The organism is Treponema sp. (genome assembly GCF_051883275.1).
GTDB lineage: Bacteria > Spirochaetota > Spirochaetia > Treponematales > Treponemataceae > Treponema_D.
Window position 1 is genome coordinate 30,480 of sequence record NZ_JBJETK010000004.1, and the last position, 25,674, is coordinate 56,153.

The 25,674-nt window shown below is 42.9% G+C and carries 20 protein-coding genes; 18 read left to right on the top strand and 2 right to left on the bottom strand.

Annotated features, from left to right (window positions below):
- Positions 1 to 56 precede the first annotated feature (56 nt).
- Positions 57 to 2,186 carry a polyphosphate kinase 1 gene (gene ppk1, locus ACI4L0_RS00405; protein ID WP_439798192.1) on the top strand — a complete coding sequence of 710 codons (2,130 nt, stop codon included), beginning with the start codon at positions 57 to 59 and terminating at the stop codon, positions 2,184 to 2,186.
- A 330-nt stretch (positions 2,187 to 2,516) separates the two neighbouring features.
- On the opposite strand, the gene ACI4L0_RS00410 is transcribed toward ppk1, so the two are convergent.
- Both ACI4L0_RS00410 and ACI4L0_RS00415 read right to left on the bottom strand, forming a co-directional pair.
- Positions 2,517 to 3,770 (bottom strand): hypothetical protein, encoded by a 1,254-nt coding sequence (locus tag ACI4L0_RS00410; protein WP_439798193.1) that lies wholly within the window; start codon positions 3,768 to 3,770, stop codon positions 2,517 to 2,519.
- Between the two features lie 129 nt (positions 3,771 to 3,899).
- Positions 3,900 to 4,505, bottom strand: a complete 606-nt coding sequence (locus tag ACI4L0_RS00415; protein WP_439798194.1) for a hypothetical protein — start codon at positions 4,503 to 4,505, stop codon at positions 3,900 to 3,902.
- 788 nt (positions 4,506 to 5,293) lie between these two features.
- Here ACI4L0_RS00415 and ACI4L0_RS00420 point away from each other — a divergent pair.
- The 17 genes from ACI4L0_RS00420 (at position 5,294) to rnhA (ending at position 25,647) form a co-directional block, all read left to right on the top strand.
- Complete coding sequence (locus tag ACI4L0_RS00420) at positions 5,294 to 6,190, top strand: AraC family transcriptional regulator (protein WP_439798195.1); 897 nt, start codon at positions 5,294 to 5,296, stop codon at positions 6,188 to 6,190.
- 234 nt (positions 6,191 to 6,424) lie between these two features.
- Complete coding sequence (locus ACI4L0_RS00425; protein WP_439798196.1) at positions 6,425 to 8,518, top strand: glutamine synthetase III family protein; 2,094 nt, start codon at positions 6,425 to 6,427, stop codon at positions 8,516 to 8,518.
- Between the two features lie 130 nt (positions 8,519 to 8,648).
- Positions 8,649 to 9,662 carry a glycosyltransferase family 2 protein gene (locus ACI4L0_RS00430; protein ID WP_439798197.1) on the top strand — a complete coding sequence of 338 codons (1,014 nt, stop codon included), beginning with the start codon at positions 8,649 to 8,651 and terminating at the stop codon, positions 9,660 to 9,662.
- Positions 9,663 to 9,918: 256 nt separating this feature from the next.
- Entirely contained in the window at positions 9,919 to 11,670 is a 1,752-nt protein-coding gene (locus tag ACI4L0_RS00435; RefSeq protein WP_439798198.1) for an ammonium transporter, read from the top strand.
- Between the two features lie 235 nt (positions 11,671 to 11,905).
- Positions 11,906 to 12,865 (top strand): substrate-binding domain-containing protein, encoded by a 960-nt coding sequence (locus ACI4L0_RS00440; protein WP_439798199.1) that lies wholly within the window; start codon positions 11,906 to 11,908, stop codon positions 12,863 to 12,865.
- Positions 12,862 to 14,349: a sensor histidine kinase gene (locus ACI4L0_RS00445; protein WP_439798200.1), complete on the top strand. Its 1,488-nt coding sequence runs from the start codon at positions 12,862 to 12,864 to the stop codon at positions 14,347 to 14,349. Before ACI4L0_RS00440 ends, ACI4L0_RS00445 begins: the two co-directional genes overlap by 4 nt.
- Positions 14,342 to 15,913: a response regulator transcription factor gene (locus tag ACI4L0_RS00450; protein WP_439798201.1), complete on the top strand. Its 1,572-nt coding sequence runs from the start codon at positions 14,342 to 14,344 to the stop codon at positions 15,911 to 15,913. The genes ACI4L0_RS00445 and ACI4L0_RS00450 overlap by 8 nt, the downstream gene beginning before the upstream one ends.
- A complete protein-coding gene (locus ACI4L0_RS00455) occupies positions 15,910 to 16,947 on the top strand; it encodes a sugar ABC transporter substrate-binding protein (protein ID WP_439798202.1) in 1,038 nt (345 codons plus the stop codon). Before ACI4L0_RS00450 ends, ACI4L0_RS00455 begins: the two co-directional genes overlap by 4 nt.
- A 127-nt stretch (positions 16,948 to 17,074) precedes the next feature.
- The gene (locus tag ACI4L0_RS00460) at positions 17,075 to 18,064 is read left to right on the top strand and encodes an AAA family ATPase (RefSeq protein WP_439798203.1); all 990 of its coding nucleotides are present in this window, start codon (positions 17,075 to 17,077) and stop codon (positions 18,062 to 18,064) included.
- Entirely contained in the window at positions 18,061 to 18,939 is an 879-nt protein-coding gene (locus ACI4L0_RS00465) for a DUF58 domain-containing protein (RefSeq protein WP_439798204.1), read from the top strand. The genes ACI4L0_RS00460 and ACI4L0_RS00465 overlap by 4 nt, the downstream gene beginning before the upstream one ends.
- Before the next feature lie 9 nt (positions 18,940 to 18,948).
- Positions 18,949 to 19,989, top strand: coding sequence for a hypothetical protein (locus ACI4L0_RS00470; RefSeq protein WP_439798205.1), 1,041 nt, complete (start codon positions 18,949 to 18,951; stop codon positions 19,987 to 19,989).
- A complete protein-coding gene (locus ACI4L0_RS00475) occupies positions 19,982 to 20,983 on the top strand; it encodes a VWA domain-containing protein (RefSeq protein WP_439798206.1) in 1,002 nt (333 codons plus the stop codon). Before ACI4L0_RS00470 ends, ACI4L0_RS00475 begins: the two co-directional genes overlap by 8 nt.
- Entirely contained in the window at positions 20,980 to 22,596 is a 1,617-nt protein-coding gene (locus tag ACI4L0_RS00480; protein ID WP_439798207.1) for a VWA domain-containing protein, read from the top strand. Before ACI4L0_RS00475 ends, ACI4L0_RS00480 begins: the two co-directional genes overlap by 4 nt.
- Positions 22,548 to 23,924, top strand: coding sequence for a hypothetical protein (locus ACI4L0_RS00485; protein ID WP_439798208.1), 1,377 nt, complete (start codon positions 22,548 to 22,550; stop codon positions 23,922 to 23,924). The genes ACI4L0_RS00480 and ACI4L0_RS00485 overlap by 49 nt, the downstream gene beginning before the upstream one ends.
- Before the next feature lie 51 nt (positions 23,925 to 23,975).
- Positions 23,976 to 24,530, top strand: coding sequence for a Smr/MutS family protein (locus tag ACI4L0_RS00490; RefSeq protein WP_439798209.1), 555 nt, complete (start codon positions 23,976 to 23,978; stop codon positions 24,528 to 24,530).
- 135 nt (positions 24,531 to 24,665) lie between these two features.
- Positions 24,666 to 25,196 carry a DnaJ domain-containing protein gene (locus ACI4L0_RS00495; protein ID WP_439798210.1) on the top strand — a complete coding sequence of 177 codons (531 nt, stop codon included), beginning with the start codon at positions 24,666 to 24,668 and terminating at the stop codon, positions 25,194 to 25,196.
- Entirely contained in the window at positions 25,186 to 25,647 is a 462-nt protein-coding gene (gene rnhA, locus ACI4L0_RS00500) for a ribonuclease HI (protein ID WP_439798211.1), read from the top strand. The genes ACI4L0_RS00495 and rnhA overlap by 11 nt, the downstream gene beginning before the upstream one ends.
- Positions 25,648 to 25,674 lie beyond the last annotated feature (27 nt).

The following is a 25,674-nucleotide window of genomic DNA, read 5'->3' on the forward strand; positions in this document are numbered from 1 at the left end:
GCAGAAAAGAAAGCATCTTCCGAGTCTGCCCGGTAATTTCATTTTCAGGGGATATTATGGACGGCACTTCACCGGCACAGACAGGCTGCTATCAGAACAGGGAATTGTCCTGGCTTTTGTTCAACGAGCGCGTTCTTGATGAAGCCGGAAATACTGACGTACCGCTTGCGGAGCGGCTTACTTTTGCATCGATTTATCAGTCTAATCTTGACGAATTTTTTATGGTTCGCGTGGGAACTCTTATGGTTCAGATGCTTTCCGGCGAAACAATCCGTGACAACAAGACGAATATGACCGCGCGGGATCAGGTGAGCGCAATTCTTGATACCGTTAAGTCGCTTGAAAAAAAGAAAACTGCAATCTACACGCAGCTTATGGAAGAGCTTGCGGAACACGGCGTGAGCCTTATCAATTTCAATACGCTTTCTGACGATGAGGGGAAAATCCTTGAGGCGTATTTTGACAGGAACATTGCGCCTTTCTTAAGCCCGATGATTATCGGAAAACAGCAGCCGTTTCCTTTTCTTCCGAACGGAGAACTGTATGCGGTCGTCCTGCTTTCAAACAGAAACGGCAAAAACAGGATGGGAATCGTGCCGTGTTCAAATCAGATTTTCAAGCGGCTTATAGAAATTCCGTCCCGTCCGGGAACATTTATGCTGTGCGAAGAGCTTATCCTTCATTTTGTGACGAAGCTTTTTTCAAATTACGCAGTGCGCGAAAAATCAGTCATCCGCATTACCCGGAACGCAGACATTGAGCCGACCGAAGTTTACGACGAGGATTTGGACTACCGCAATTTTATGGAACACCTTATCAAGCAGAGAAAGCGTATGAGCCCTGTCCGCCTTGAACTTAGCCGGCAGATAAACGAGTCTGCAAAAAAGGAACTTTCTGGTATTCTCGGAATTGACGGCGCGCATATCATAAACGCAGGAACTCCGCTTGACCTTTCGTTTGTGTTCCAGATACGCGATTTTATCCGCAGCAAAAAAGAGCTTTTTTACCGGAAGCGCATTCCAAAAAATTCGCCGTCCGTTGATGTCCGCAAAAGCATTATTCCGCAGATTATGAAAAAGGACGTCCTTCTTTCGTATCCGTTTGAAAGTATGAAGCCGTTTCTGAACCTTCTGCACGAAGCGGCGGAAGATTCAAGCGTCGTTTCCATAAAGATGACACTTTACCGCGTTGCCGACAAAAGCAAGATAATCGACTCTTTGATTGAGGCGGCGGAAAACGGAAAGGAAGTCGTTGTTCTTGTGGAACTTCGCGCGCGTTTTGACGAGGAAAATAATATCGAAATGTCGCGAAGGCTTGAGGAAGCCGGATGCCGGATTATCTATGGTCTGGGCGATTACAAAGTCCATTCCAAGCTTTGCCTGATTACGCGCCACACGGAAAACGGACTTTCCTATATCACGCAGATTGGAACGGGAAACTACAACGAAAAAACGTCGCTTCTGTACACGGACTTGTCGCTGATTACCGCCGATTCGCGGATAGGAACTGATGCCGCCGCCGTGTTCAAGTCGCTTTTGCTTGGCGAAACTGTTGACGAAACGGACTGCCTTCTTGTTGCGCCGAACTGTCTTCAGAACCGCATACTTCAGATGATAGACGAGCAGATTGCGCTTGCAAAAACGCAGGGCGCGCCGCATAAAAATGCGTATATCGGAATAAAAATCAATTCGCTCACCGACAAGGTGATTATCGACAAGCTTGTTGAGGCAAGCTGCGCCGGCGTCAGAATTGAACTTTGCGTTCGCGGAATTTGCTGTCTTGTTCCGGGAATACGCGGACTTACAGACAATATAAAAATCGTGAGCATAGTCGGGCGTTTCCTTGAACATTCAAGAATTTACATCTTCGGAAATCCGTCCGCTCAGGATGGTTCTGCCGGTGCAAGCAGGGATTGCCGCATTTTTATAGGCTCTGCCGATTTTATGACGCGCAACACCGAGCGGCGCGTTGAAGTTGCCGTTCCTGTATTTGACGATGACATAAAAAACAGGCTTGTGCATATCTTTACGACCGTAATGGCAGACAACGTAAAGGGCAGGGAGCTTACGGCAGAAAAAATCTACGTCCGCCGCACAGTCTGCGACGAAGAAAAACGCTGCTCTTCCCAGGAACAGTTCTACGAAGAAGCGTATAAGGCTGTTTCCAGACGTGAAGCGCAGCCGTAAAACTTGCAGAAATCGGGATTTTGGATTGCACAGACGGATTGGAGCAGTAAAATTCTGAAAAAGCCCTTGTCTGAAAAATTTTCATATTGCAGGAAAGCGTATTCTGTTTTTTGCTTATGTGTTTTCAGGCAAGGTGAATTCTTTTCTGGAAGAAATGTTTAGTTTTTCAAAAATGGAAATTCATCTGGCTTTTACAGTTTCAATGCTGTAAACCAGTTCGTCTGCAATCTGTGCGTCCTTTTGCTTGTGTAATATTTGAAACTCGAAAATTGGATTGTATAGAAAAATATCACAAAAAAAATACAGGATTGCCTTTTTTACTTATATTTTCTACATTAATCCCATGATATTCATAAACGATACGAATGTCCTGATCTGCTCCAAAGAAGCCTCATCGTTTATGACGACTTTTTTTGCAAGGTTTCTGCATTCTTCCCAGGACAGTTGCCATAGATCGTGGTTATCAGGATCTGCCTCAAGATATTCAACTTCAAGTGATTTTATCGTTATGAATTGATCTACAAGATAATTAGGCACGTCAATGCTACCGTTGTTATAGTTATCTTCAAATAAAAAACTTCCGTCATAGAAATTTTCTCCATCGCCTTCGTATTGTTCTAAATTAAAGCGGTAGTAAGAATAGCAATAGTTAAAAGATTCTGTCTTTTCAAACTCCAGAGAAGAAGCTGCGGATATATCATATTTCCACGATATGCTGACATTCTTGTCCTTGTAGATACACAATTCCATTTCGTCATTAAAGCACTCTTCTTCAGAAAGTTCTATATTTTTTCCGCTTTCATAGGAAATCTGAAGTTGTTTAATCTGGAAGTTGTTTCTTGATGAATAAAACATACGCACGGGGAAGCCGATTTTTACATCAAATGAAGCGAAAGGCGGAATTTCATCAGAAAGGGATACTGATACAGAGGTTTGTTCCGCATCCTCATCAGGCTTTATATTGTATGAAAATGAAATCTCTTTTATAGTTTCTCCGGTTGTGTTGCACAGGCTCACTTCAACATAATCTTTGAAAAACTGGTAGCACTGAATGACAATCGGCAGTGTTGAATCTTTGTAGACGGCTCTGAAAACGGCTTTTTCGCTTTCGCTGTCACGCATTTTTATGAGCTTTGCGCTTGGCGTAGGCAAGTACACGACCTCATCTTTTTCAGAATGAGAAGGATTAACGTCTTTTTCTGAGTATTTATCGTATAAATAGGTGAAAGGTTCTTCGGCAATATCATTGGCGAAGTTATGAATGTCTGATTCATAAGAGTAGAAAGGATTAATAACCAGAATGAGATATAATAAGCCACAGCCAAGCGAGATTGCACTATGAACAACCGAACAGGCAAGGAATCTTTTTATTTTCTGCTTTTTATATACAGAAACGGAAAATATGATTCCCGGAACTGAAAGGAGCAATACAGGAATCCAGCCGAAAAAAATGCTGAATACTGTCACAGTATCGATTATTTCATTTTCATAGCCCAGCAAAAAATCGGCAAAAATGGCAATCAGAATGAAGATATAAACAAAAAACGGGCTGACAGAGAAGATTTTTGCAAATTTGTGTTTCATTGCGTTTCCTTAATTCAATTCTTTTATTCGAAATTATGACATACTTTTAATTAAAGTGTAATAGAAAAAAACTGAAAATGGAAAAACTAGAGTTTTGAAAAAGAATGCATAAACTTTGAGGCCGTTTGACTAATCTTCGTAAGTTTCAAGAATATTACTTTTTTCCAAGTTTGCGGAAAAAAGATACATCGACTCAAAATCTTCATCATAAGGTGTAAGGAATTTATATCTAAAATTACCTTTATATTGTTTCAGCTCTTCAAATGAAACTATTGACATGGTTTTTGTACCCAAATCAATTAGTTTTATTTGAGGCTCTTTTTTCATAACTTTTTTTACCTCGTCATAAACGGCTTCCACTTCTGACCAATCAAAGTTTTCCTCATAGAATAAACATTTTTCATCTGTTGATAAGAATTCATAAGAATGAATACCTTTTAAACCATTCAAAGGTAAGTTGAATTTGTTTGCATATTCTTTAAGGTTTTTTGAAGAAGTTATTTGTCCTAACATCCATCTTTGAAAGATAGTAATTGGTACTTTTTTTATTTTATATTCAAACCAAAAATCACTTTCTTTGGTATTTTTCTTAAAAGCGTGGTAAACGTAATCATTCTTTATCCACATAAAATGAGTTTTTCCTGAATTCAACTCTTTTGGGAGGCGAATAATCTGTACATTCTTTGGATCTTTGATTTTTGCCTTAACAGCTTCAATTAAACAGTTGCTATACATCGTTCGCTCCTTCCTTTAAAGAATAATATAGATATTATAGTCTGTAAAGTTTCTAAAAAAATGGAACGTTTAGACTGTTCGCGAGAACGCGAACGAATTACACTTCTCGAAAGTTGAAACTTTCTATGCACGGACTTTGAATGATGTTTGGCTTAGAATTTTATAAAAGATAACATATCCGATGTATAAAGAGTGGCAGTCTCAAAGACCCCATGATGGTTTAACAGACCGGAGGAGCTTAGAACTACCTGAGAAGAGGGCAAGCAACTAATCTGTAGAATTTGGATTAGTCTTAGAAAGTTTTACTTTTACTTGCTGTCCACCTTTGTACAAAATAATATCATTTTCGAAAATTTCCTTATAAATATCTACATTGTAAAAACTAATTAGTTTAGGTCTGTTTTCATCTTTTAAAGAAACAACAAACATTAAAACAACTTTTTTGTTTTGAACTTCGACCGGCTTAAAGTAAAAATGCCGTTTATCTTCATAACTGTCATTTTTATTTGCTTGACAATGTCCCCTCTTCCGCCTTCCTTATTCTTACAGTATGGAGCCTGCTCAAAAAGATTTCGGATGTATTCCTCCTGTTTCAGACCGTTGCCCTTTGCTGTTTGAACAAGTGAGAACATAAAGCAGGTGCTTTTAGCTCTTTTGCCGCTGTAATTTTTGCCAACAGACAAAATTTAGTTTAAAATGACAGGCGGAAAATTCAGTGTTTGTGTATTATGCTTTTTGTAAGGGAATGGCTGCAAAAAATTTGTGCGGCTCTACCCGGGGAGAAAATTATGGACTGGCTTGTATGTATTCGAAGGGCGGTTGACTTTATGGAAGAAAATCTTTTGACCGTAAAAGGGACGGAAGAAATATCGCGTTATTCCGGAGTTTCTGCGATGTATCTTCAAAAAGGTTTCCAGATTATGACCGGCTTCTCACTGGGCGAATACATAAGAAACAGAAGGCTTTATGAAAGTGCTTTGGAATTATGCCAGAAAGATTCAAAAGTAACTGACATCGCATTCAAATACGGTTACGACACTTCTGAAAGTTTTTCAAAAGCGTTTACCAGATTTCACAATGCAACGCCTTCCCAAATAAAAAAAGACAGACACCTTATAAAAACCTTTCTCCCCCTGAAAATCCAGATTATTATCCAAGGAGGCAACAAAATGGATTACACAATCGAAACAATGGAAAATTTCAAACTGATTGGATTTGAGCGGACTTTTAATTATGAAGATTCTTACAAAAAAATCCCGGAATTCTGGACTGAAATTTGTACCGCCTATCAGTCAAAACTTTTTTCCGGCAAGAATCCTAAAAATGAAATTGAAAAAGCCATTGTAGAAAACAGAATCGGTGAATTCGGCGTTTGCATTGACGATATGAATGACGGAAAATCATTTCATTACCTGATTGCAGGAAGATATTTCGGCGGCAATGTTCCGCAGGGAATGAAAGTTGTCGAACTTCCGAAAACAAAATGGGCAAAGTTCAACTGCATCGGACCTATGCCGCAATCGCTTCAGTCAGTAAACACCCAAATCTGGAACGAATGGCTGCCCGGCAATTCCGAATGGGAAATTTCTGGAAAATACAACATTGAATGGTATTCTTCCGAAAAAACAAATTCCCCGGACTACAAAAGCGCAATCTGGATTCCAGTCGTAGAAAAAAAATCCTGATAGTAAATTGCACGCTGCGGCCGTTCAGTTTTTGCTGTCCTGTGTTCATTCTGGACGGCTTGGCGCTCTGCAAATAATATTTCTCTGGAATTTCTTTTTAAAAAGAATTGACATTTTTCATTCAATTAATTAGAGTAAAAGCAAGAACATCGAAGGCGATGTGGCTGAGTGCTGATTTTCTTGGCATTCAATCACATCGCCTTATTTGTTTTAGATTTATATGGGGGTTAGCAAATGTCTAAAAATGTACCAGATTTGTTTGGAAGCATGGTTTTTAATCAGAAAGTTATGAAAGAACGTCTTCCAAAAGAAACATTCAAGGCTTTGAAAAAAACTTTGGATGATGGCGAACCGCTTAAAATTGATGTGGCGAATCAGGTCGCTCATGCAATGAAGGAATGGGCAATCGAAAAAGGCGCTACTCATTTTACACATTGGTTCCAGCCTCTCACTGGAATTACAGCTGAAAAGCATGACAGTTTTATTACTCCCCAGGATGACGGAACTGTTATTATGTCTTTCAGCGGAAAGGAGCTTGTAAAAGGCGAGCCTGATGCTTCTTCTTTCCCGAGTGGCGGACGCCGCGCAACTTTTGAGGCACGTGGCTATACTGTATGGGATCCGACTGCATATCCATTTGTAAAGGAACACACATTGTGTATTCCTACGGCTTTCTGTTCTTACACAGGAGAAGCTCTTGATAAAAAGACACCGCTTCTTCGCTCAATGGAAGCTCTGAACAAGCAGGCTCTCAGAATCCTCAAGCTCTTTGGAAACACAGAGGCGACTCATGTTGCTACAACAGTAGGTCCTGAGCAGGAATACTTTATTGTTGACGAAAAGCTCTACAGCCAGCGCAAGGATCTTCGCATGGCAGGACGCACATTGTTCGGCGCAAAGCCTTCAAAAGGCCAGGAAATGGATGACCAGTACTTTGCAGCTTTGAATCCGCGCATTGTTGAGTACATGGAAGACCTGAACGATACACTCTGGAAATATGGAATTCTTTCCAAGACAGAGCATAATGAGGTTGCTCCGGCTCAGCACGAGATGGCTCCGATTTTCACAACAACAAATCTTGCGGCTGACCAGAACCAGCTTACAATGGAAGTTATGAAAAAAGTTGCCCGCCGCCATGGACTTGTCTGCCTTCTGCACGAAAAGCCTTTTGCAGGTCTTAACGGAAGCGGAAAGCACAACAACTGGTCTATGTCCACAAACCTCGGGGAAAACCTTCTTGAGCCTGGAAAAACTCCTGAGAAAAACGCACAGTTCCTTTTGTTCCTCACAGCGGTAATCAAGGCTGTTGATGAAAACCAGGATCTTCTTAGAATTTCTGTTGCATCCGCTGGAAACGACCACCGCCTTGGAGCAAACGAGGCGCCGCCTGCGATTATATCAATGTATCTTGGCGATGAGCTTTATGCTGTTCTTGAATCTATAAAAGACGGAAAAACTCTCGGCGAGCACGGCGCACAGAAAATGACAATTGGAGTTGACGTTCTGCCTCCGATTCCAAAGGATTCAACAGACCGCAATAGAACTTCTCCGTTTGCGTTTACCGGAAATAAATTCGAGTTCCGCTCATGCGGTTCTTCGCTTTCAATTTCAGGCCCGAATACAACACTGGATTCAATCGTAGCCTATACACTTAAGGAATTTGCCGACGAGCTTGAAAAGGCTTCTGACTTTGACACAGCCCTTGCCGAGCTTATCAAGCGCGAAGTTACAAAGCACTGGAGAGTTGTGTTCAACGGAAACGGCTATGATTCAAGCTGGGTTACTGAAGCTGAAAAGCGCGGACTTTTGAACCTCCGCACTCTTCCTGATGCAATGGCTCATTACCTTGACGAAAAGAACATAAAGCTCTTTACAGAAATGGGTGTTTATACCAATGTTGAGATGAACAGCCATTATGAAATCAAGCTTGAAAAATATGCCCAGATTCTGAATATTGAAGTTCAGACAATGCTTGAGATGGTAAACAAGGACATTCTTCCGTCTGCATTCAAGTATATGGACGCAGTAAGCAAGACTGTCATTGACCTCAAGGCAGTTGTTCCTGGTGCAAAGGCAAGTGCACAGGCTGAAATTCTTTCCAAGCTCGACTCCCTTGTAAACAGCCTTTCTGAAAAATCAGCCCAGCTTGACAAGCTCCATGAGGAAGCCCAGAATGCCGGCGACTGCATGAAGATTGCGCGCATCTACGTTGACAAGGTTATTCCTGCAATGAATGAAGTCCGCGCGGTTGCTGATGAAATAGAGCCTCTGCTCGGCGAAGACTACAAGCCGTTCCCTAGCTACGAGGATCTCTTGTTCAGAGTTTAACGCTAAAAAACGTTTTTCAGCGTTTTGAATTTTTACAGGGCACCTTGAGGAACTTTGGTTTTTCAAGGTGCCTTTTTATATCCGCTGTTTTCGCCTTGATTGAATTCCTTCAATGAATTAAAATTCAGGCATGAAAAAGCCACTGGTTTCAATTTGTATTCCTGTGTACGGAACTGAGCCTGTCTTAAAACGCTGCCTTGATTCCATTGCCTTGCAGGATTTTGAAAGCAAGGAAATTGTCATTGTAAACGATGCTTCGAGCGGCAAAAATTCAGCAGGCGAAAACTGCAAGAAAATTGTAAGCGCATTTTCCAAAAAAAATAAAATTCCTGTCGTGTACAGGGAGCACAGAAAAAATCTTGGGATTCTTGAAACCCGGCGCGACCTTCTGAGTTTTTCCAGCGGCGATTATATATTTTATGTGGACAGCGACGACTATCTTGAAGGAAGCAATGCGATTTCATTTCTTTATGCCGAGGCGGACAGAACCAATGCGGATATTGTTAATTCCACGGCGGACGCAGTTTCAGACAATCTTGAAAAAAGATCGGAGCAGCAGAAATCCATTCAGAAAAAAATCGACAAAATCACACTGGGCGAATTGGTCGGCTCGCAGATTTCAGAGGACTGCTTTGTCCACAACAGGCACTGCGGATTTTTATGGGGAAAGCTTATCCGGCGCACTGTCCTGGAAGATGCCTTTTCTTTTATTCCGTTCACTGACTGCACCATGGGCGAAGATTTTTGCCTTTACTTTTTTATCTCTGTTCTTTCCAAAAAATACCTTGGAGTGAAGGAGCGTTTTTACCGCTATTCGGTGGACGACGGCATTTCAAGCACCAGGGCTGTCGATGACATTAAGAGCTGGAGGCGGATTTGCTCGGCGGCATCTGCCTTTATTCCTGTTGTGGAGTTTATACAGTCAGAGCAGGGAAGCTCTCTGAGCGAGGCTCTTGTTGAAAAAGTAAAGTTCATCTGCAATAGCTTTGTGGCAAATAATTTAAAGCATCTTGAGCTTTATGTTGTTCCTGAATTAAAGGACGAAGCGTACCAGATGCTCTGCGAATACTGGGGAAAAGAATATGTGCAGCTGATTGAAAATGTGATTTCGTCCAGGGAAGCTTCTAAAAATAAACACAGCTGATAAAAACCTATTGACTTTTTTTTTGCGAATGATAAAATATAAATATCAGTTGACGATGAAGTCACATATTGCCGCAGGGCAGTTTGTGGCTTTTTTTGTTTTAAACTGATAACTATTTGCAAAGCGACAATGATGTCGATTCAGGAAATTCTTGTATCGGTGTCACTGTCGCTTTTTTTTATGGAAATCTTGAAGAACAAAAATTTTTCGGGCTTTCCTTATTTCATTATCTGTCTTTTTAGGCAAAGGGGTTTTTATGGAAGAAGTAATGAGTGCAATTCAAGAAACTCAGGCTATGATTTTTGCCGTCTGGTTTCTGATTGGAGCCGCATTGGTTTTCTGGATGCAGGCTGGTTTTGCAATGGTAGAAACTGGTTTTACCCGTGCAAAGAACACTGGTAACATCATTATGAAAAACCTGATGGACTTCTGTATCGGTACAGTAATGTTCATCCTTATCGGTTTCGGGCTTTTGCTCGGCGAAGATTTGTTCGGTTTTATCGGAAAACCTGGATTTGATATTTTTACTTCATACGCTGATTTTGACTGGTCTAACTTTGTGTTCAACCTTGTATTCTGTGCAACAACGGCAACAATCGTTTCCGGTGCTATGGCAGAACGCACAAAGTTCCTTTCATACTGTATTTATTCAGCAGTTATTTCTGCATTGATTTACCCGATTGAAGCACACTGGATCTGGGGCGGCGGATGGCTTTCACAGCTTGGCTTCCACGATTTTGCAGGTTCCTGTGCAATCCACATGGTCGGCGGTATTTCTGCTTTAATCGGTGCAAAGCTTCTTGGACCGCGTATCGGAAAGTTCACGACTGATAAGTCTGGAAAGGTAACGGCTGTTCACGCATTCCCGGGACACAACCTTCCGATTGGTGCTCTTGGTGTATTCATCCTTTGGTTGGGCTGGTACGGATTTAACGGTGCAGCTGCAACTTCGGTAGAGCAGCTCGGCTCAATCTTCCTTACAACAACAGTCGCTCCGGCAGTTGCAACAGTTGTATGTATGATTTTCACCTGGATTAAATACGGCAAGCCGGACGTTACAATGTGTCTTAACGCTTCACTGGCTGGTCTTGTTGCAATTACTGCTCCGTGTGATGTTACTGACTGTTTCGGTGCTGTTGTAATCGGTGCTGTTGCCGGACTTCTCGTAGTATTCGGCGTATGGTTCCTTGATTATGTACTTCACATTGATGACCCTGTAGGTGCAGTTGCAGTTCACTGTCTGAACGGTATCTGGGGAACTCTTGCAGTAGGTCTTTTTGCAACTCCTTCTGCTCCTGGATACGGCATTGCGAATGCAGCCGGCGAGGAACTGAAAGGTCTTTTCTACGGCGGCGGATTTGAGCTTCTCGGCATTCAGCTTCTCGGTTTTGTTTCAGTTGCTGCATGGACGGCTATAACAATAACGGTTGTATTCCTTGTTATAAAGTTAACGGTTGGACTTCGTGTTTCTGCTGAAGAAGAAATCATCGGTCTTGACAAGCTTGAGCACGGTCTTGATTCAGGCTATGCAGGATTTATGACTCCTTACAGCACAAGGGAAATTGCGGAGGCTGCACAGGCCGGTGTTGCAATTCCAATGAGCGAGGCTGTTCCTGTTGCGGCTCCTGCAACAACTCCTTCGTCAAAGGATGCCTCTGTGCATAAGATTGTCATTATTACACGCCAGAACAAGTTCAATGCCCTCAAGGCTGCAATGAATTCCATCGGCGTAACAGGAATGACTGTAATCAACGTTATGGGCTGCGGAATGCAGAAGGGCGCAAGCGAATATTACCGCGGAGTTCCTGTTGAAATCAATCTTCTACCAAAGATAAAGGTTGAAATTGTTGTTTCAAAGGTTCCGGTGGCAAACGTTGTTGAAAGCGCAAAGAAGGCGCTGTATACAGGACACATCGGAGACGGAAAGATATTTATCTATCCGGTTGAGGATGTCATCAAGGTTCGCACCGGTGAATCTGGATATGATGCTCTTCAGGACGAAGAGTAGTCTAAAAATGGCTGCCTTGGAATAACGGGGGTTCAGGCTGGCCGGTCGATTTAAAATTAAAATCCGCGGAAGTGTCCGCTGGTTATATGCCGGTTGTCTGCTGTATTTGTAACCCCGCAGCGGGCAGCCGGTTTCTTTTTTCTTTCCGCATATCGAATTTTTATCCGAAGTATGATAACATTAGCGCGGTAAGCCTGCTGGCTTCTGTTTTTGCTGTATGCCGTGGAGGAAAGAAGTGGAAAAAAACAATGGCAGTTTTGCGCTTAAAATCGCAGTTCCGCTTGCGTTGTTTTTTGCGCTTGGAATTTTATTTTTTGTGCGCTCGGTTTCATCTTTGCTTCATGCCACTGAGAGCGTTCAGGAAGACAGAAACTACCACATTCTTGTTGTGGGGCAGGCAGGCGATTCAGTTTTTTTAAATCAGCTTTTTGAAGGCGCAAGGAGCCTGAGCCGGAACTACAGCGCATTGGTGGAGCTTAAATCCCCGGATTCTCTTGCGGAAGATATTTCCCTTCAGTCTTTGATTGACTATGCTTCATTTGTAAATGCCGACGGAATCATTGCCTATGTTAGCCCTGAGACCGCGCCATTCAAGTCCGTGAGCCGCATTGACGGCACGGAAATTCCTGTTATAACAATCGGATACTACGACGATAAAAATCCCCAGATTTCATTTATCGGAAGCAACTATTCAAATCTCGGGCGCAGAATGGGAATCGAGTCGGAGGAGCTTTTTACTTCTGAAGGAAAAGTCTTTGTTGTTATAAGCGGAATTTCAGGAAGTGCAAACCACAGCAATCTTTTGAACAGCCTGCTTGATTATTATAAATCCCGGGGCATTGAAAACTTTGAGGTTTTCGGAAAATCCCTCAGGGAAAACAAAAAGAGCGTGGAGGAAATTCTTTTGTGCGGAAACAACGAAGGCTCTGCGCTTGTCTGCCTGACAGAAGAGGACACCGTGATGGCGCTTCAGATTGCCGCAGCCTGTTCTGACTCCGGGCGCATTGAAATTCTGGGCTATGGAGAAAACGAAGCCCTTGCCATGTATCTTGAAAAAGGCGTTCTTTCAAAACTTGTTTCGTTCAACCCGAGCAATATCGGAAAAACCGCAATGGCCGAGCTTTTTGAGTACAGAAACAAAGGCTATGCGAACAGCTACATCACTGCCGACCTTCAGGTGCGGAGGTCAGAATGAGCTTTGCCGAAAACAAAAGCCTCAGGTGGAAAATCATTGCCTGTATAACGGTCGCTTTTTTTGTGATGGGCGCAGGTCTTGCGTTTACAATGCTCATAGAGCATTATGTCTTGAAATCAATCGGCGAATCCTATAAGTCAAATTCTGAGTTGAATTTTTTTTCAAACGAATTGTCGCGCCTTGAAAATGCCCTTGAACTGTACATAGACTACAGAACTTTTGAAAGCATAGACACCTACTATGCGGTGTCCACTGGAATAGAAAATCTCTGCGACCTTATGCAGGATTCGCCTTCAATAAATGCGCTGCGCCAGAAGGAATATGTTGTGCAGCAGCTTGCAAGATCTTTTCTATATTATAGCTCCAGGGCGGTTTCTGAAAAAAGGGCGAATGCTCCGGTCAGCGCGTCTTATATGCAGAGCCTTGAGTGCTACCGTTTTCTCATGGAGGAAATTCAAAAGCTGAATATTCTTTATATGCAGAAAAACGCTGAAGTCTATGCTTCCAATATAAGAAATATAAATCTGCTTTTTAAGCTTTATGCGGTTTTCTTTATGCTGTTTTTTGCATCCGTGCTTTTGCTTTTGAATTTTCTTATAGGAAAAATCACAAGGCCGCTCGCGGAAATTTCTTCTGTTGCGCTCCGTGTTGCCCGGCAGGATTTTGACATTCCTCTTTTCAACCGTAAATCGCATGATGAGATTGGAAATATCTGCATGGCCTTTGACAGAATGATAATCAGCATAAGGGAATATATAAGCAAAATCTGGGAAAAGGCCAGAACCGAAAACGAGCTTCGGGAGCGGCAGATGGAAATGCAGGCGCTTTATGCGGATGCCCAGCTCAAGGCGTTTCAGAGCCAGATAAATCCGCATTTTCTTTTTAACACGCTGAACACAGGGGCGCAGCTTGCAATGATGGAAGGCGCGGACAAGACCTGTTTTTTTATTGAGCAGACCTCGGATTTTTTTAGATACAATATCGCGCAGAAGGAAGATGCCACGGTTGAAGAGGAGCTTGGACTTGTGGATAATTTTGTCTATATTATGAAAGTGCGCTTTGGAAAAAGGCTTGAGTTTATAAAGAATGTTCCGGACAGTGTTTTTCATCAGAAGCTTCCCGGCATGACACTACAGCCGATTGTGGAAAACTGCATTCAGCACGGACTTCAGAATTCAATGGGTAAAGTTTTTCTTTCTGTAAAGGAAACCGCGGATTTTGTGGAAATTTACATCGGGGACAACGGCGCGGAATTCGATCCTGAGATACGGGAGGAAATTTTATCTGCGGCAAGAAGCAGCAGTCCGAATCAGCTTGCGCTAAAAAAGAATTCGCAGGCGGATGAAAAAAACGAGCACACAGGCATAGGGATTATAAATGTTTTTTCGCGGCTGAGAATTTATTTTCACCGTGATGATGTTTTTGAGATTTTTTCTGGAGCCGATTCAGGAATGAAATTTTTAATCAGGATTCCAAATGTATAATATTTTAACATGCGATGACGAACAGATTATGATTGACTCACTTCAGTTCATAATCAAAAAAAATTTTGAGGGGCAGGTGAATTTATTTTCCGCCCTGTCAGGAAGCGATGCCCTTGAAATTGTGAGCCGCGAGAAAATCGATATAATTTTCATGGATATAAACATGCCCGGAATGAGCGGCCTTGAAACAATCAGCTGCATAAAAAATCTCAAGCCGTCCACCGTGATTATTGTTCTCAGCGCATTCGACAAATTCCAGTATGCGCAGGAGGCAATGAACATCGGGGCATACAAATACATCACCAAGCCCGTGAACCGCAACATTGTAATTCAGAGTGTGCGCAATGCCATGAACATCATTGATGAGCAGCAGGGAAATGTTTCTGGAAATCTGGAGCTTCAGAAAAAACTCGACATTGTGTATCCGGTGATTGAAAGCGATTTTATTTATTCCTGCATTTTCAGCAAGTCAAAGAATGAAGACCTTCAAAGCTGCCTTGATTATTTTGGCATGAAAAGCGACTTGTATTTTTTTATCTGCATGGAAATTTCTGCTTCAGAAAAAAATATGTACGACATCTGCGAAAAAATCAGAAAAATTGTTTCCAGAAAATACAGGTGCCTTGCCGGAATTTTTATGGTGAACAGAATTGCGGTTTTTGTTTCCGCCGAAAGCATAAATGATTTTCATTGCGAGGCAAGGGATCTTTTTACGCTTTTTTCTGTGGAAATAGGACTTGGAATCCGCGCTGGAGTGAGCGGCCTTGGCACAGAGCTTAAGGATGTTTTTTCCAAGTGCAGCGGCGCAATTCAGGCGCTGAACAGAACTTCCCGTGACGAAAATATTTTGTTTGCAGATGAACGTCCGGATTTTTCTTCAAGCGGTGAAAATATCAGTGAGCTTTCCGGGCGTATTTTGAGCCGCCTGAAATCCGGGGATATTTCCGGTGTTCAGATTCTTGCGGAAGTTTTTATCAGCGGACTTTGCAGCCAGGAGTTCAGTCAGGATAAAATGAAGGGAGCTGTGTTTGAGCTTCTTGTTGAAGCAAAGAATGTTGCCCGGGCCGTTGACTCTTCATGGAAGAATACCGCATTTGAAAATATTTTTTCTGACTTGAATTCTATAAATTCACAGGAGGAGCTGCTGGAGTTTTTGCGCAACCGGCTTGCTGAATGTGCATCCTTTGTCTGCGTTTCAAAAGACAAAACAAAAAATCCTCTCATTGAAAAAGTTTTCAGCTACATTCAGGAAAATGTCAGCACGGATTTTTCGCTTGAAGATGCCGCGGAATTTGCAGGTGTAAGCTCATCTTATCTGAGCCGCGTTTTTAAAGAGGAAACGGGCGGAACTTTTATAGCTTATGTGACTGACTTTCGTCTTGAAAAAGCCCGCAAAATGCTGTGCGAAACCGGGCTTTCCATAAAGGAAATATCAGCGCAGATAGGCTACAATGACCAGAATTATTTCAGCAGAATCTTTAAAAGCAAATTCGGAATTTCCCCCACGGATTTCAGAGATTCAAACAAGGGAATGAATTCCGCCTGCAACATGGAGGGGCTATGAAAAAAATAATGCTGCTTGCGCTTTTGCCGTTTATTTTATTTTCGGGGTGCAAAAAATCCGCCGGAAAAAAATCCGTGCAGCCCCAGAAAATTTCCGCATCTGAAAAAAAGCCCCTTGTCGGATTTTCGATAGACACGCTTGCGATTGAAAGGTGGCAGCGCGACATGGATATTTTTATGGCGCGTGCAAGGGACTGCGGCGCGGATGTCATTGTTCAGAATGCCGGCAACAGTGTGGATGCCCAGAAAAAACAGCTCATGTATCTTCTGGACAAAAATGTCGATGTGGTTGTGGTTCTTCCAAAAGTCGCAAATTCACTGGGCGAAGAAATTGAAAAAATCCGCGCAAAGAATATTCCCGTGATTGCCTACGACCGCCTTATTCTTGATACGGAAATAGATTTGTACATAACAGTTGACACGGAGCAGGTTGGGGTGATTATGGGAACCGAGCTTCAGAAAATTGCGCCGTGCAGAAACTGGCTTTGTATTCTGGGGCCGCAGGAAGACAACAATATGTCGATGCTGCTGAAGGGGCTTGTGTCGACTATAAAAAATCCCATGTCTGTCATAACGGAAATTTTTTATACGCAGGGCTGGAATTACGATTTGTCGCGGCAGAAAATGCTCGATGTGATTACCAGCGGCGCAGTTCCCGATGCGGTTGTGTGCGGCAATGATGCGGTGGCGGACAGCGTGATTACAGTTCTCCGCACATACTGCCCGAACCGGCATATTCCCATCTGCGGTCAGGATGCCGACATTGTGGCATGCCAGAATATTGTGCGCAGGCTTCAGGATTTTACAGTTTACAAGCCGATTGTGGAGCTTGCAGAAACAGCCGCGGAAATTTCTGTAAAGGCCGCCCGAGGGGAAAACTTGCAGCCGTTTCTCCGTGAGCTGAAGACAATCAATAACGGCACTGCGAAAATTCCTTCTGTTCTTCTTGCTCCGAGCCTGGTCAAAAAAGACAATATCGATGATGTCATTATCAGCTCAGGATTTCATACTTATGGTGAAGTTTACATGGAATAGCTTTATGGATATAATGAAGGGAATCTTGAAAATTCATTCTTATGATTTTTCCGGGATTTTCTGAAACGGCTTTGGACTTGATGTTCTTGAAGTCTTTTTGAATTTCAGCGAGAAAAACGGGGTTTAAATGAAAATAGTTACAAAAGCTGAGCTGGATGAATGTTTTGACTATATAAACAGATGCCGCTCCGAAGTTGCAAAGCGTGTTGTTGGACAGCAGGATGTTGTTGATGGAATTATTACTGCGCTCATCGCAGGCGGCCATGTTCTTCTTGAAGGTGTTCCGGGGCTTGCAAAAACTCTTGCCGTCAAGACATTTGCGGATGTTTCGGGGCTTGAGTACAAGCGTATTCAGTTTACACCGGATTTGCTTCCTGCGGATGTGAGCGGAACTTTGATTTATGAGCAGGGCACCGGAAAATTTTCTGTGCGAAAAGGCCCTGTTTTTTCAAATCTTGTGCTTGCGGATGAAATCAACCGTGCGCCGGCAAAAGTTCAGTCGGCGCTGCTTGAAGCCATGGCGGAGCATCAGGTTACAATCGGAGAAACTTCGTACAAACTCAGCGAGCCGTTCTTTGTTCTTGCAACGCAGAATCCGATTGAGCAGGAGGGAACTTACAGCCTTCCGGAAGCCGAGCTTGACCGTTTTCTTCTGAAGCTTCTGATTTCCTATCCTACTCCCGAAGAGGAAATTGCAATTATAAAATCAGAGGGGCGCGCTTCGGAAATTCCCGTGAACAAAGTTTTTTCCGCCGAAGCTCTTCAGAAATGCAGGGATGCAGTGGATGCTGTCACCGTTGCGGATAAAATGTTTTCCTATATAGTTTCTATTGTAAACTTCACAAGGGCTGATGTCGCTTCCAAGATGAACCGGCGTAATGACATTCAGCGTTATATTTCTTTTGGAGGCTCTCCGCGTGCAGGAATCGCTCTTTTGCGCTGTGCAAAAGTCCATGCGCTTTTTGAAAACAGAAGCTTTGTTCTTGCGGAGGACATTCAGGCTGTTGCAAAACCTGTTCTGCGGCATAGGCTTGTGCTGAACTACGAGGCCGCCGCTGATAATATTACCGCTGACAGCCTGATTTCAAAAATTATTGAGCTGATGCCGGTTCCATGAAAAACGATATAAGCAGACGCGCTTCGCTCCTTCATCTGTCATCTCTTTCTCTTGCTGAAAAAATGAAAAGCGGTTCCTTCCGCTCGCTTTACCGCGGACATGGAATTGAATTCAGCGGTGTCCGTGAATATCTTCGCGGCGATGATGTTCGCGCCATTGACTGGAATGTTACGGCGAGAATGGGAAAGCCTTTTGTAAAAATGTTTGAGGAAGAGCGCGAGCTGGATGTTTTTATAATTGTGGATTCTTCTCTTTCAATGGCTGTGGAGTCAGGCAGACAGACAAAGCTTGAAAAGGCGATGGAATGTGCTTCCCTGCTCACGCTTGCTTCGTTTTACAATTCAAGTCCGGTGGGGGCGGTTGTGTTCGACGGCGCGCTTGATTTTTTTTGCTCGCCTGAAAGCGGAAAAAAACACGCCCTTATGCTGTTGTCGCATTTTGAAAATGAAAAGAGAAAAATCCAGCCCGGCTCTGTTTTAAACAGCGCGCTTAGAGCCGCAGAAAAGCTTTTGAAAAAAAGAAGCCTTGTCTTTGTCATTTCAGATTTCAGAACGGTGGAATGGCAGGCTTCGTTTGCCCGGCTTTGCCAGAAAAATGATGTTATTGCAATCCGGATTGTTGATGCCCTGGACAGCTGTATTCCTTCCGTTGGGTCAGTTCTTTTTTCCGATCCTGAAACCGGCTACGAGGCGGTTCTTCCGACTTCAAGTAAAAAATTTGTGCGCAGATGGCGTGAAGAAAACGAGCAGCGCACTGAAAACTGGAGCAGGGATTGTATTCGCCACGGCGGAATTCCGCTGTTTATAAGCACTGTCCAGGATCCGGCGGCCGAGCTTATAAAATTTTTTACCAGCAGGCACTTGCGTTCGATTTAGGAAAATGCCATGAAAAAAGTTTCTTGTTTTTTTGTTTTTCTGTTTCTTTTTGCATTTTTTTCATATTCCCAGAATTCCGCTGAAAATCCCGCGGTGTTTGGAACGCAGGTCATGGTTCCGCGCGATGTTTTTATCGGAGACAGCGGCCAGATTCAGTATTCGTTTAGAACGCCCATAGATTTTTTTTCCATGGCGGATTCTTCAAAGATAAAGGACGAAACTCTTTCACTGGAGTTTTCCTCGGAGGATTTGCTTGAAAATCCTGATGACTGTCTTGTTACAAATGCGGTTCTTGTGCGCAACGGCGTGAACTACAATCTTTGCATAACAATAATTCCGTGGAAAACGGGAGCGATAAAATTCAAGGAATTCAGCCTTGAAAAAATCTGCGCGGGAGCAAAAGACCTTCCCCAGAATTCGGAATTCAAAATTCAGCTTGCGCCGGTTTTTATACTTTCGCTTGTTGAAAAGCTCGGGGTAAAGGATGTAAAGCCGCCGCTGGGGCCGCTCCTGCTTCCGAACACAAGTTATTTTCTTTGGATTGCGGTTGTCCTGATTTCGCTTGTTTTTATTTTCGCATGCATTGTTCTGCTTCAGCTTCCGTATATCCTGAAAAAAATCAGAAGCATGAGGGAGCAGTTTGAATTTTACAGGAATGCAAAGCGCACAAAGAAAAAGCTTTTTATGTTGCTGAAGAAAAAACTTGGCGACAGGGATTTTTCTGAAAACTGGCAGCTTATAATGCGCAGCTATCTTGAATTCAGGTTTTCAAATTCATTCTGCTCTGTTCCGGGAAAAAGAATCGCTGAAAAAATACATTCTATTATGGGTGATTTAATGGACGCTTCTGTTTCCGAGGCGGTTGAAAATCTTTCCTGTTTTTTTATACGCACTGACTACATAAGGTTTGCCGGCGGCTCAATCGACTCAAGGCGGCTTCCGGTGGAAATGTACCAGGCTTCATTTGTAAAGAATGAAAAAAAATCTATGATAAGCGAAACGTGCAAGATAATCGAGCTGCTTGAAAAGGGAGGCGAAACTAATGTTTGAATTTGAAAATCCTCCGGCGTTTTTTCTTTTTCTTTTAATTCCTGTGCTGTACATTTTGCGCTATATCCAGATTTTTTCGCCGCTTTCACTTCCCCTGAATTTAAGCGACTGGAACGGAAGCAATTTTAAATGGAATGGAAAAACAAGGAAAATAATTTCTGCGCTTTCGGGAGTGCTGTGGATTTTGTTTTATGTCTGCATTGTTTTTGCCTGTGCGGATCCTGTTTTTCATCTTCAGCAAAAAGTGTATTCCTCAAAGGGAGCGGCAGTTGTTTTTGTGCTTGATATAAGCCCTTCGATGGCTGCAAAGGACATAGGCTCTATAAGCCGTCTGGAGGCTGCAAAAAATTCTATTGTTACTATGACAAATGCAAACAGCGGCTCGGAATTCGGGCTTGTTGTAATGGCGGAAGATGCTGCTGTTCTGGTTCCGCCCACAATGGACTGTTCGTTTTTTTTGAGCCGTCTTGACTCTGTTAATGTGGGCGAGCTTGGAGATGGAACCGCGATTGGAACTGGTCTGAGCTGTGCCGTTTATCATCTTGAAAATTCAAAGGCGCCAAAAAAAAGCATTGTCCTTATTACGGACGGCGAAAATAATTCAGGGTCGGTTCATCCGTACACAGCGGCTCGTCTTGCTGCGGGCAAGGGAATTTCGCTTTATGTGCTTGGCATTGGAACACGCGGTGTTGTTCCCATTGATTACATTGACCCCAAATCAAACAAGCTGTATTCAGGCTATCTTGAATCCAAATTCGACACTTCCTCGATTGCAAAAATCGCCTCGGAGGGGAACGGAAAATTTTTTGAAATCGAATCCCTTTCTTCTCTGTCACAGGCGGTTTCTTCAATTTCGCGCAACGAAACTGTTGCCCAGAGCTACTACATAAAAAATCAGGATGTATTTTATTACCAGCGTTTTTTGATTGCCGCAGTGATTTTTGCCTGCATTGCGTGGAGCTTGCGCAGGCTGCTCTTGCAGGAGGTTTTATGAGCTTTGCTGTTGAAAATCCGGCGTTTTTTTATTTTTTTATTCCTCTTGCCGCTATGTTTTTTTTTGTTGCAGTTCGCTATGTCCGCCTGAAAAAAAGCGTATGCGGAAAACTTTTTGAATCCAAAAACAGGCTGTTCAGAATTTCCGTTTGCTTCTGGAGCAGAACAGTTCTTAGGGGTGTCTGCGGAATTTTTGTGATACTTGCCTTGGCTGGAATTTCGTTTGGAATAGACACCGTGCCTGTTCAGAAAAGCGGAAAGGCTGTGTCGTTTGTGTTTGACATTTCATACAGCATGGAAGCAAAGGATGCGCCCGGCGGAATTTCCAGACTCCAGGCCGCTTCTATGTATGCCGGAGAACTTTTGGACAGAATGAACGGCTGCTCTGTTTCAGTTGTTCTTGCAAAGGGCGATGGAATTTCCGCTGTGCCGCTCACGGAGGATTTTCAGAGCATCAGAAGCTTAATCGAAAATCTTTCCCCGATGCTTATGACTTCCCAGGGAACGAGCCTCGGAAATGGAATAAAGGCCGCTGTTTCGTCTTTTCCCGAACATTCCGCGGCGGCATCCTATATATGGCTTTTTACAGACTGCGAGGAAACTGACAGCATGCTCCAGTCTTCCCTTTTGGAATGTGTAAAGGCCGGAATTCCTGTTGTTGTCATAGGCTTTGGCTCGGAGCGTGAAAGTGAAATTTTTGCAGGCGATGGAATCACAAAAGTAAAGACAGCTTTAAGAGCCGACAGCATTGAAAAAATCATTTCCTCCCTGAAGGAAAAAAATGTTTTGTCCAAAAGAAATTCCGCTTCGCCTTCGGCAGTGTACATAGATGCTTCTGAAATGGGTTCCGCCGCCGCCATACTGAAAACCCTGAATTTGAATTCATCCCTTGCAACTGTTTCCTATGAAGTAAAAAGCACACAGCGGTACAGGCTTTTTATTTCCCTCGCGATTTTGTTTTTTCTGGCATCGGTTTTGTTCGGGGAACTTGATATTGCAGGCGGAAAGAAAAAAATTATTTCGTCTGTTCTGGGCGCCTCGGTTGTTTTTCTGTTTACAAGCTGTTCGCCGCGCTTCAATGACGGAATGAAAATTTTTGAAGGAAGGCTCAGCTGGTCAAAGCAGGATTACCAGAATTCAGTCGGAACTTTTCTGGAACTTTCACTGGATGCACATGAGCGCGGAGATGAGCTTGTTGAGCAGTACGCAGTGTTCGGGCTTGGTTCGACATATTTGATGCAGGGCGAAACAGATGCGGCGCTCAAAAGATTTTCCGATGTGTATGAAAATTCCCCGGAAAAAATAAAATTTGCAATTCTCTATAATTCAGGAATTATCGCCCACCGCAACGGAGACTATGAGCGCGCCGCGGATTTTTTCAGAAAGGCGATTTTAATTGACAGCAAGAACATAGATGCAAAAATAAATCTTGAGTTTTCGCTTAAAGAAGATTCAGAGCATTTAAAGGATGCCGCGCAGGAAATAATTCCCCTGAGCGAGAACCGGGAAGACCAGAATATTCAGAATGCGCTTTATTCGATAATACGGGAGGATGAAAGGAAGCAATGGAAAAATATGCAGAAAGATTCAGAGCGAACTTCCGAGGACTATTGATTCTTGTTTTCCTGGCGGAATTTTTTCCGGTTTTTGCAAAGCCTGTTTCATGGAATTATTTGTGGAGCCTGCGCTTTAAGCAAAGCCAGGAAACGCTTTTTACAGAAACCGACAGCTCGTTTTATGTTGAGATAGCAAATGTCACGCCGGACAGCATTCAGATTGCCGTGAATTCGCTTCCCCAGAACGTGAGCTTTGTTTCTTCAAAAAAAGAAACTGTAATGATAAAAGCTGAAAATGACCACAACAACCATTTTGCAACCGGAACGCGGATTACAATTTGGATGAGATTTCAAAAGACCGGCACCTACAAAATCAATCCGGTGGATCTGACTATAAACGAAGGCTTTTATCAGATTCCGTTTAATCCCGTTGAGGTTTTTGAAAATCCGCGTTTTATAAATCCTGACGTTTCAGTTTCGTTCAATAATCTTATTTCTGCAAAAAATCGTCCCATTGAAATTCAGGAAGGACAGCCTGTTATTTTTACCGTGAATGTAAAATATGCAAAGTCGGTGCAAGGCGTTACATGGAATATCCCCGAGGATTCCGTCTTTAAAAAAATCAGGGAATATCCGATTTCCGACGGCGATTCTTTTTCCACGGATTTTCAGCCCGCGGTTATTTTTGAATGGAAGCCGCTTAAAACCGGTGAATGGAAGCTTCCTGAAATTTTTCTTACAGCGGTTTCGTACAACGGCTCTGTGTGCGAGGTGAAATGCCCTGATATTCTTTTTAAAGTTATTGAAGCAGAAACTGAATATGCGGAGAAAAAAACAGAAAGTCCGTTTGCCTATGCTTTTATAGAGCCGCCTGTTTATGAAAAAGCCCATCCCGAGCCTTCTGCGCGCAGTGAGGAAATAGTGCGGCTTGTTGAGCTTCACAGAAAAGAGCGACATTCAATTCCGTTTTTGAATCCTTATTTTGCAGAAAAAAAATCGCTGGAAGCAGCAGTGGGGCTTTCTTCTTCGGGCAGAGAGCCGAGCGTTGTTTTTTTCAGCATGATATGCTTTGTCGCTTTTTTGCTCATGCTGTCTTTTGTTGTGCTTTTTATATGCAAGCGCAGAATAACCTGCGGAATTGTGCTGTCTGTTCTTGTGACGGTTTTTGTTTCAGTGTTTATATACGGCTATCATCTTTTCACAGTGCGCGGCGTATATGCAGGGGGCGCAATGAGTCCGATTCCTGAAAAAAGTGTTCCGAACGGTGTAACCATTCAGGCGGGAAGCGTTGTTTTTATAATAAGAACCGCCGGTGACTGGATGTACATAAGGCAGAAGGACACCTATGGCTGGGTTCCTGCTGAAAATGTATATTTAATAAAATAGGAAGGTAAAGCCCAAAAGCTGGATTGTTTTCAGTTTGCGGGCAGAGCAAAAATGGATTTTGGTGATATTTTGTCGCAGTGGGATTCAATTCAATCCCAGAAGCCGCAGCATAAAAAAAATCAGGTTTCACATAAAAAGGCAAACGCTCCCACCAAGGAAGAAAAAGAAGCCTTGCGCCAGGGATATTCCTATGAGCAGATTATGCAAAACGAAAGCAAGCAGCGCATAAATCCCATGGAGCTATGGCTTAGAAGATACGGTACCGTGGACAAGGACCGCGAAATAGAAGAAAATGCGCGCCTTGAAAAACTGAACAATATAAATTACCTTAAGTCAATTCCGCCTGAAGCCACATTGGATTTGCACCAACTCACAAGAGAGGAAGCCTGGGACAAGCTGAAAATTTTTGTTGACAGCTGCTGCATAAAAAAACTGAGGAAAATTCTTATAATCCATGGAAAGGGAAACCACAGCCACGGCTCTGATCCTGTGCTCGGACAGCTTGTCCGGATTTTTATTGAGCAGGACAAGCGGCTTGGAACTTCCGGGCATCCTGACAGAAACCACGGCGGCACAGGCGCAACTTGGGTGATAATAAAGGCCTGAAAAACCGTAATGGAAAAGGCTTTGAATATTTTTTTGGAAGCTCGGAGGACTTTTGTTTTTCGAGGCAACTTTAGAGATGTGAAGTTTTAAACCGCAGTGATACGGCTTAAAACTCGCAGAATTAGGAATTAGCGTATGGAAGATTTATATTCAATTTTAAATATTGAAAAAAATGCTTCTGCCGAGGAAATAAAAAAGGCATACCGGAAACTCGCGTTTCAGTTTCATCCAGACAGAAATCCGGGCGACAAGCAGGCAGAGGAAAAATTTAAGAAAATCACAGAGGCCTATTCTGTTCTTGGAGATGAAACCAAGCGCCGCCAGTATGACCGCCATGAATCCGACAGTTTTTCCGAGCCGTTCAGCCGCGCCAGTGAATTTTACCAGAGAGATCCTTTTGATGATTTCTTTGAAAATAGAAATTACCGCTACACATATACATATTCAAGAAACTATTCAAAGCCTGATGGCAATTTTAATTATGCTGAATTTCTTTTAAGTGTATTTCAGGTTCTGCTCTGCATGGCAGGATTTTTTACACTGCCGTTTTTCTTCTTCCGCATTTTGTTTTTTGTAGGCTTTGTGGAAGGGCTGAAGACAGCAACGGCAAATTTAAAATATTTATGGAATAAAATCTTGGCATCGGGAGAAAAGAATGGAAAGTAATTCAAGCCTTGTAGTTTATACAGACGGCGGCTGCCGCGGAAATCCTGGAGTGGGAGGATGGGGCTGTGTTATCATAGACGGTGAAACGGAGCATCTGTTTTCCGGCGGAGAAAAAATGACCACGAACAACCGCATGGAACTTACCGCCGCAATCAATGCGCTGGATTCTATTCTGAAAAATGAAAAATGGAAGAGCCGTCATATTCTGATTTGCTCAGACAGCCAGTATGTAAAAAACGGAATCACTTCATGGATTCAGAACTGGAAAAAGAACGGATGGAAAACCGCCGCCAAGAAGCCCGTTTTGAACAAAGAACTATGGGTTCAGCTGGATTCAATGCACAGTTCTCTTGATGTTGAATGGAAATGGGTCAAGGGACATGCGGGCATAAAGTACAATGAAATTTGCGACCGGCTCTGCAATGAGGAAATGGATAAACAAATCATTTGAACTTTTTTTAAGGTCTTTGGCATTTCA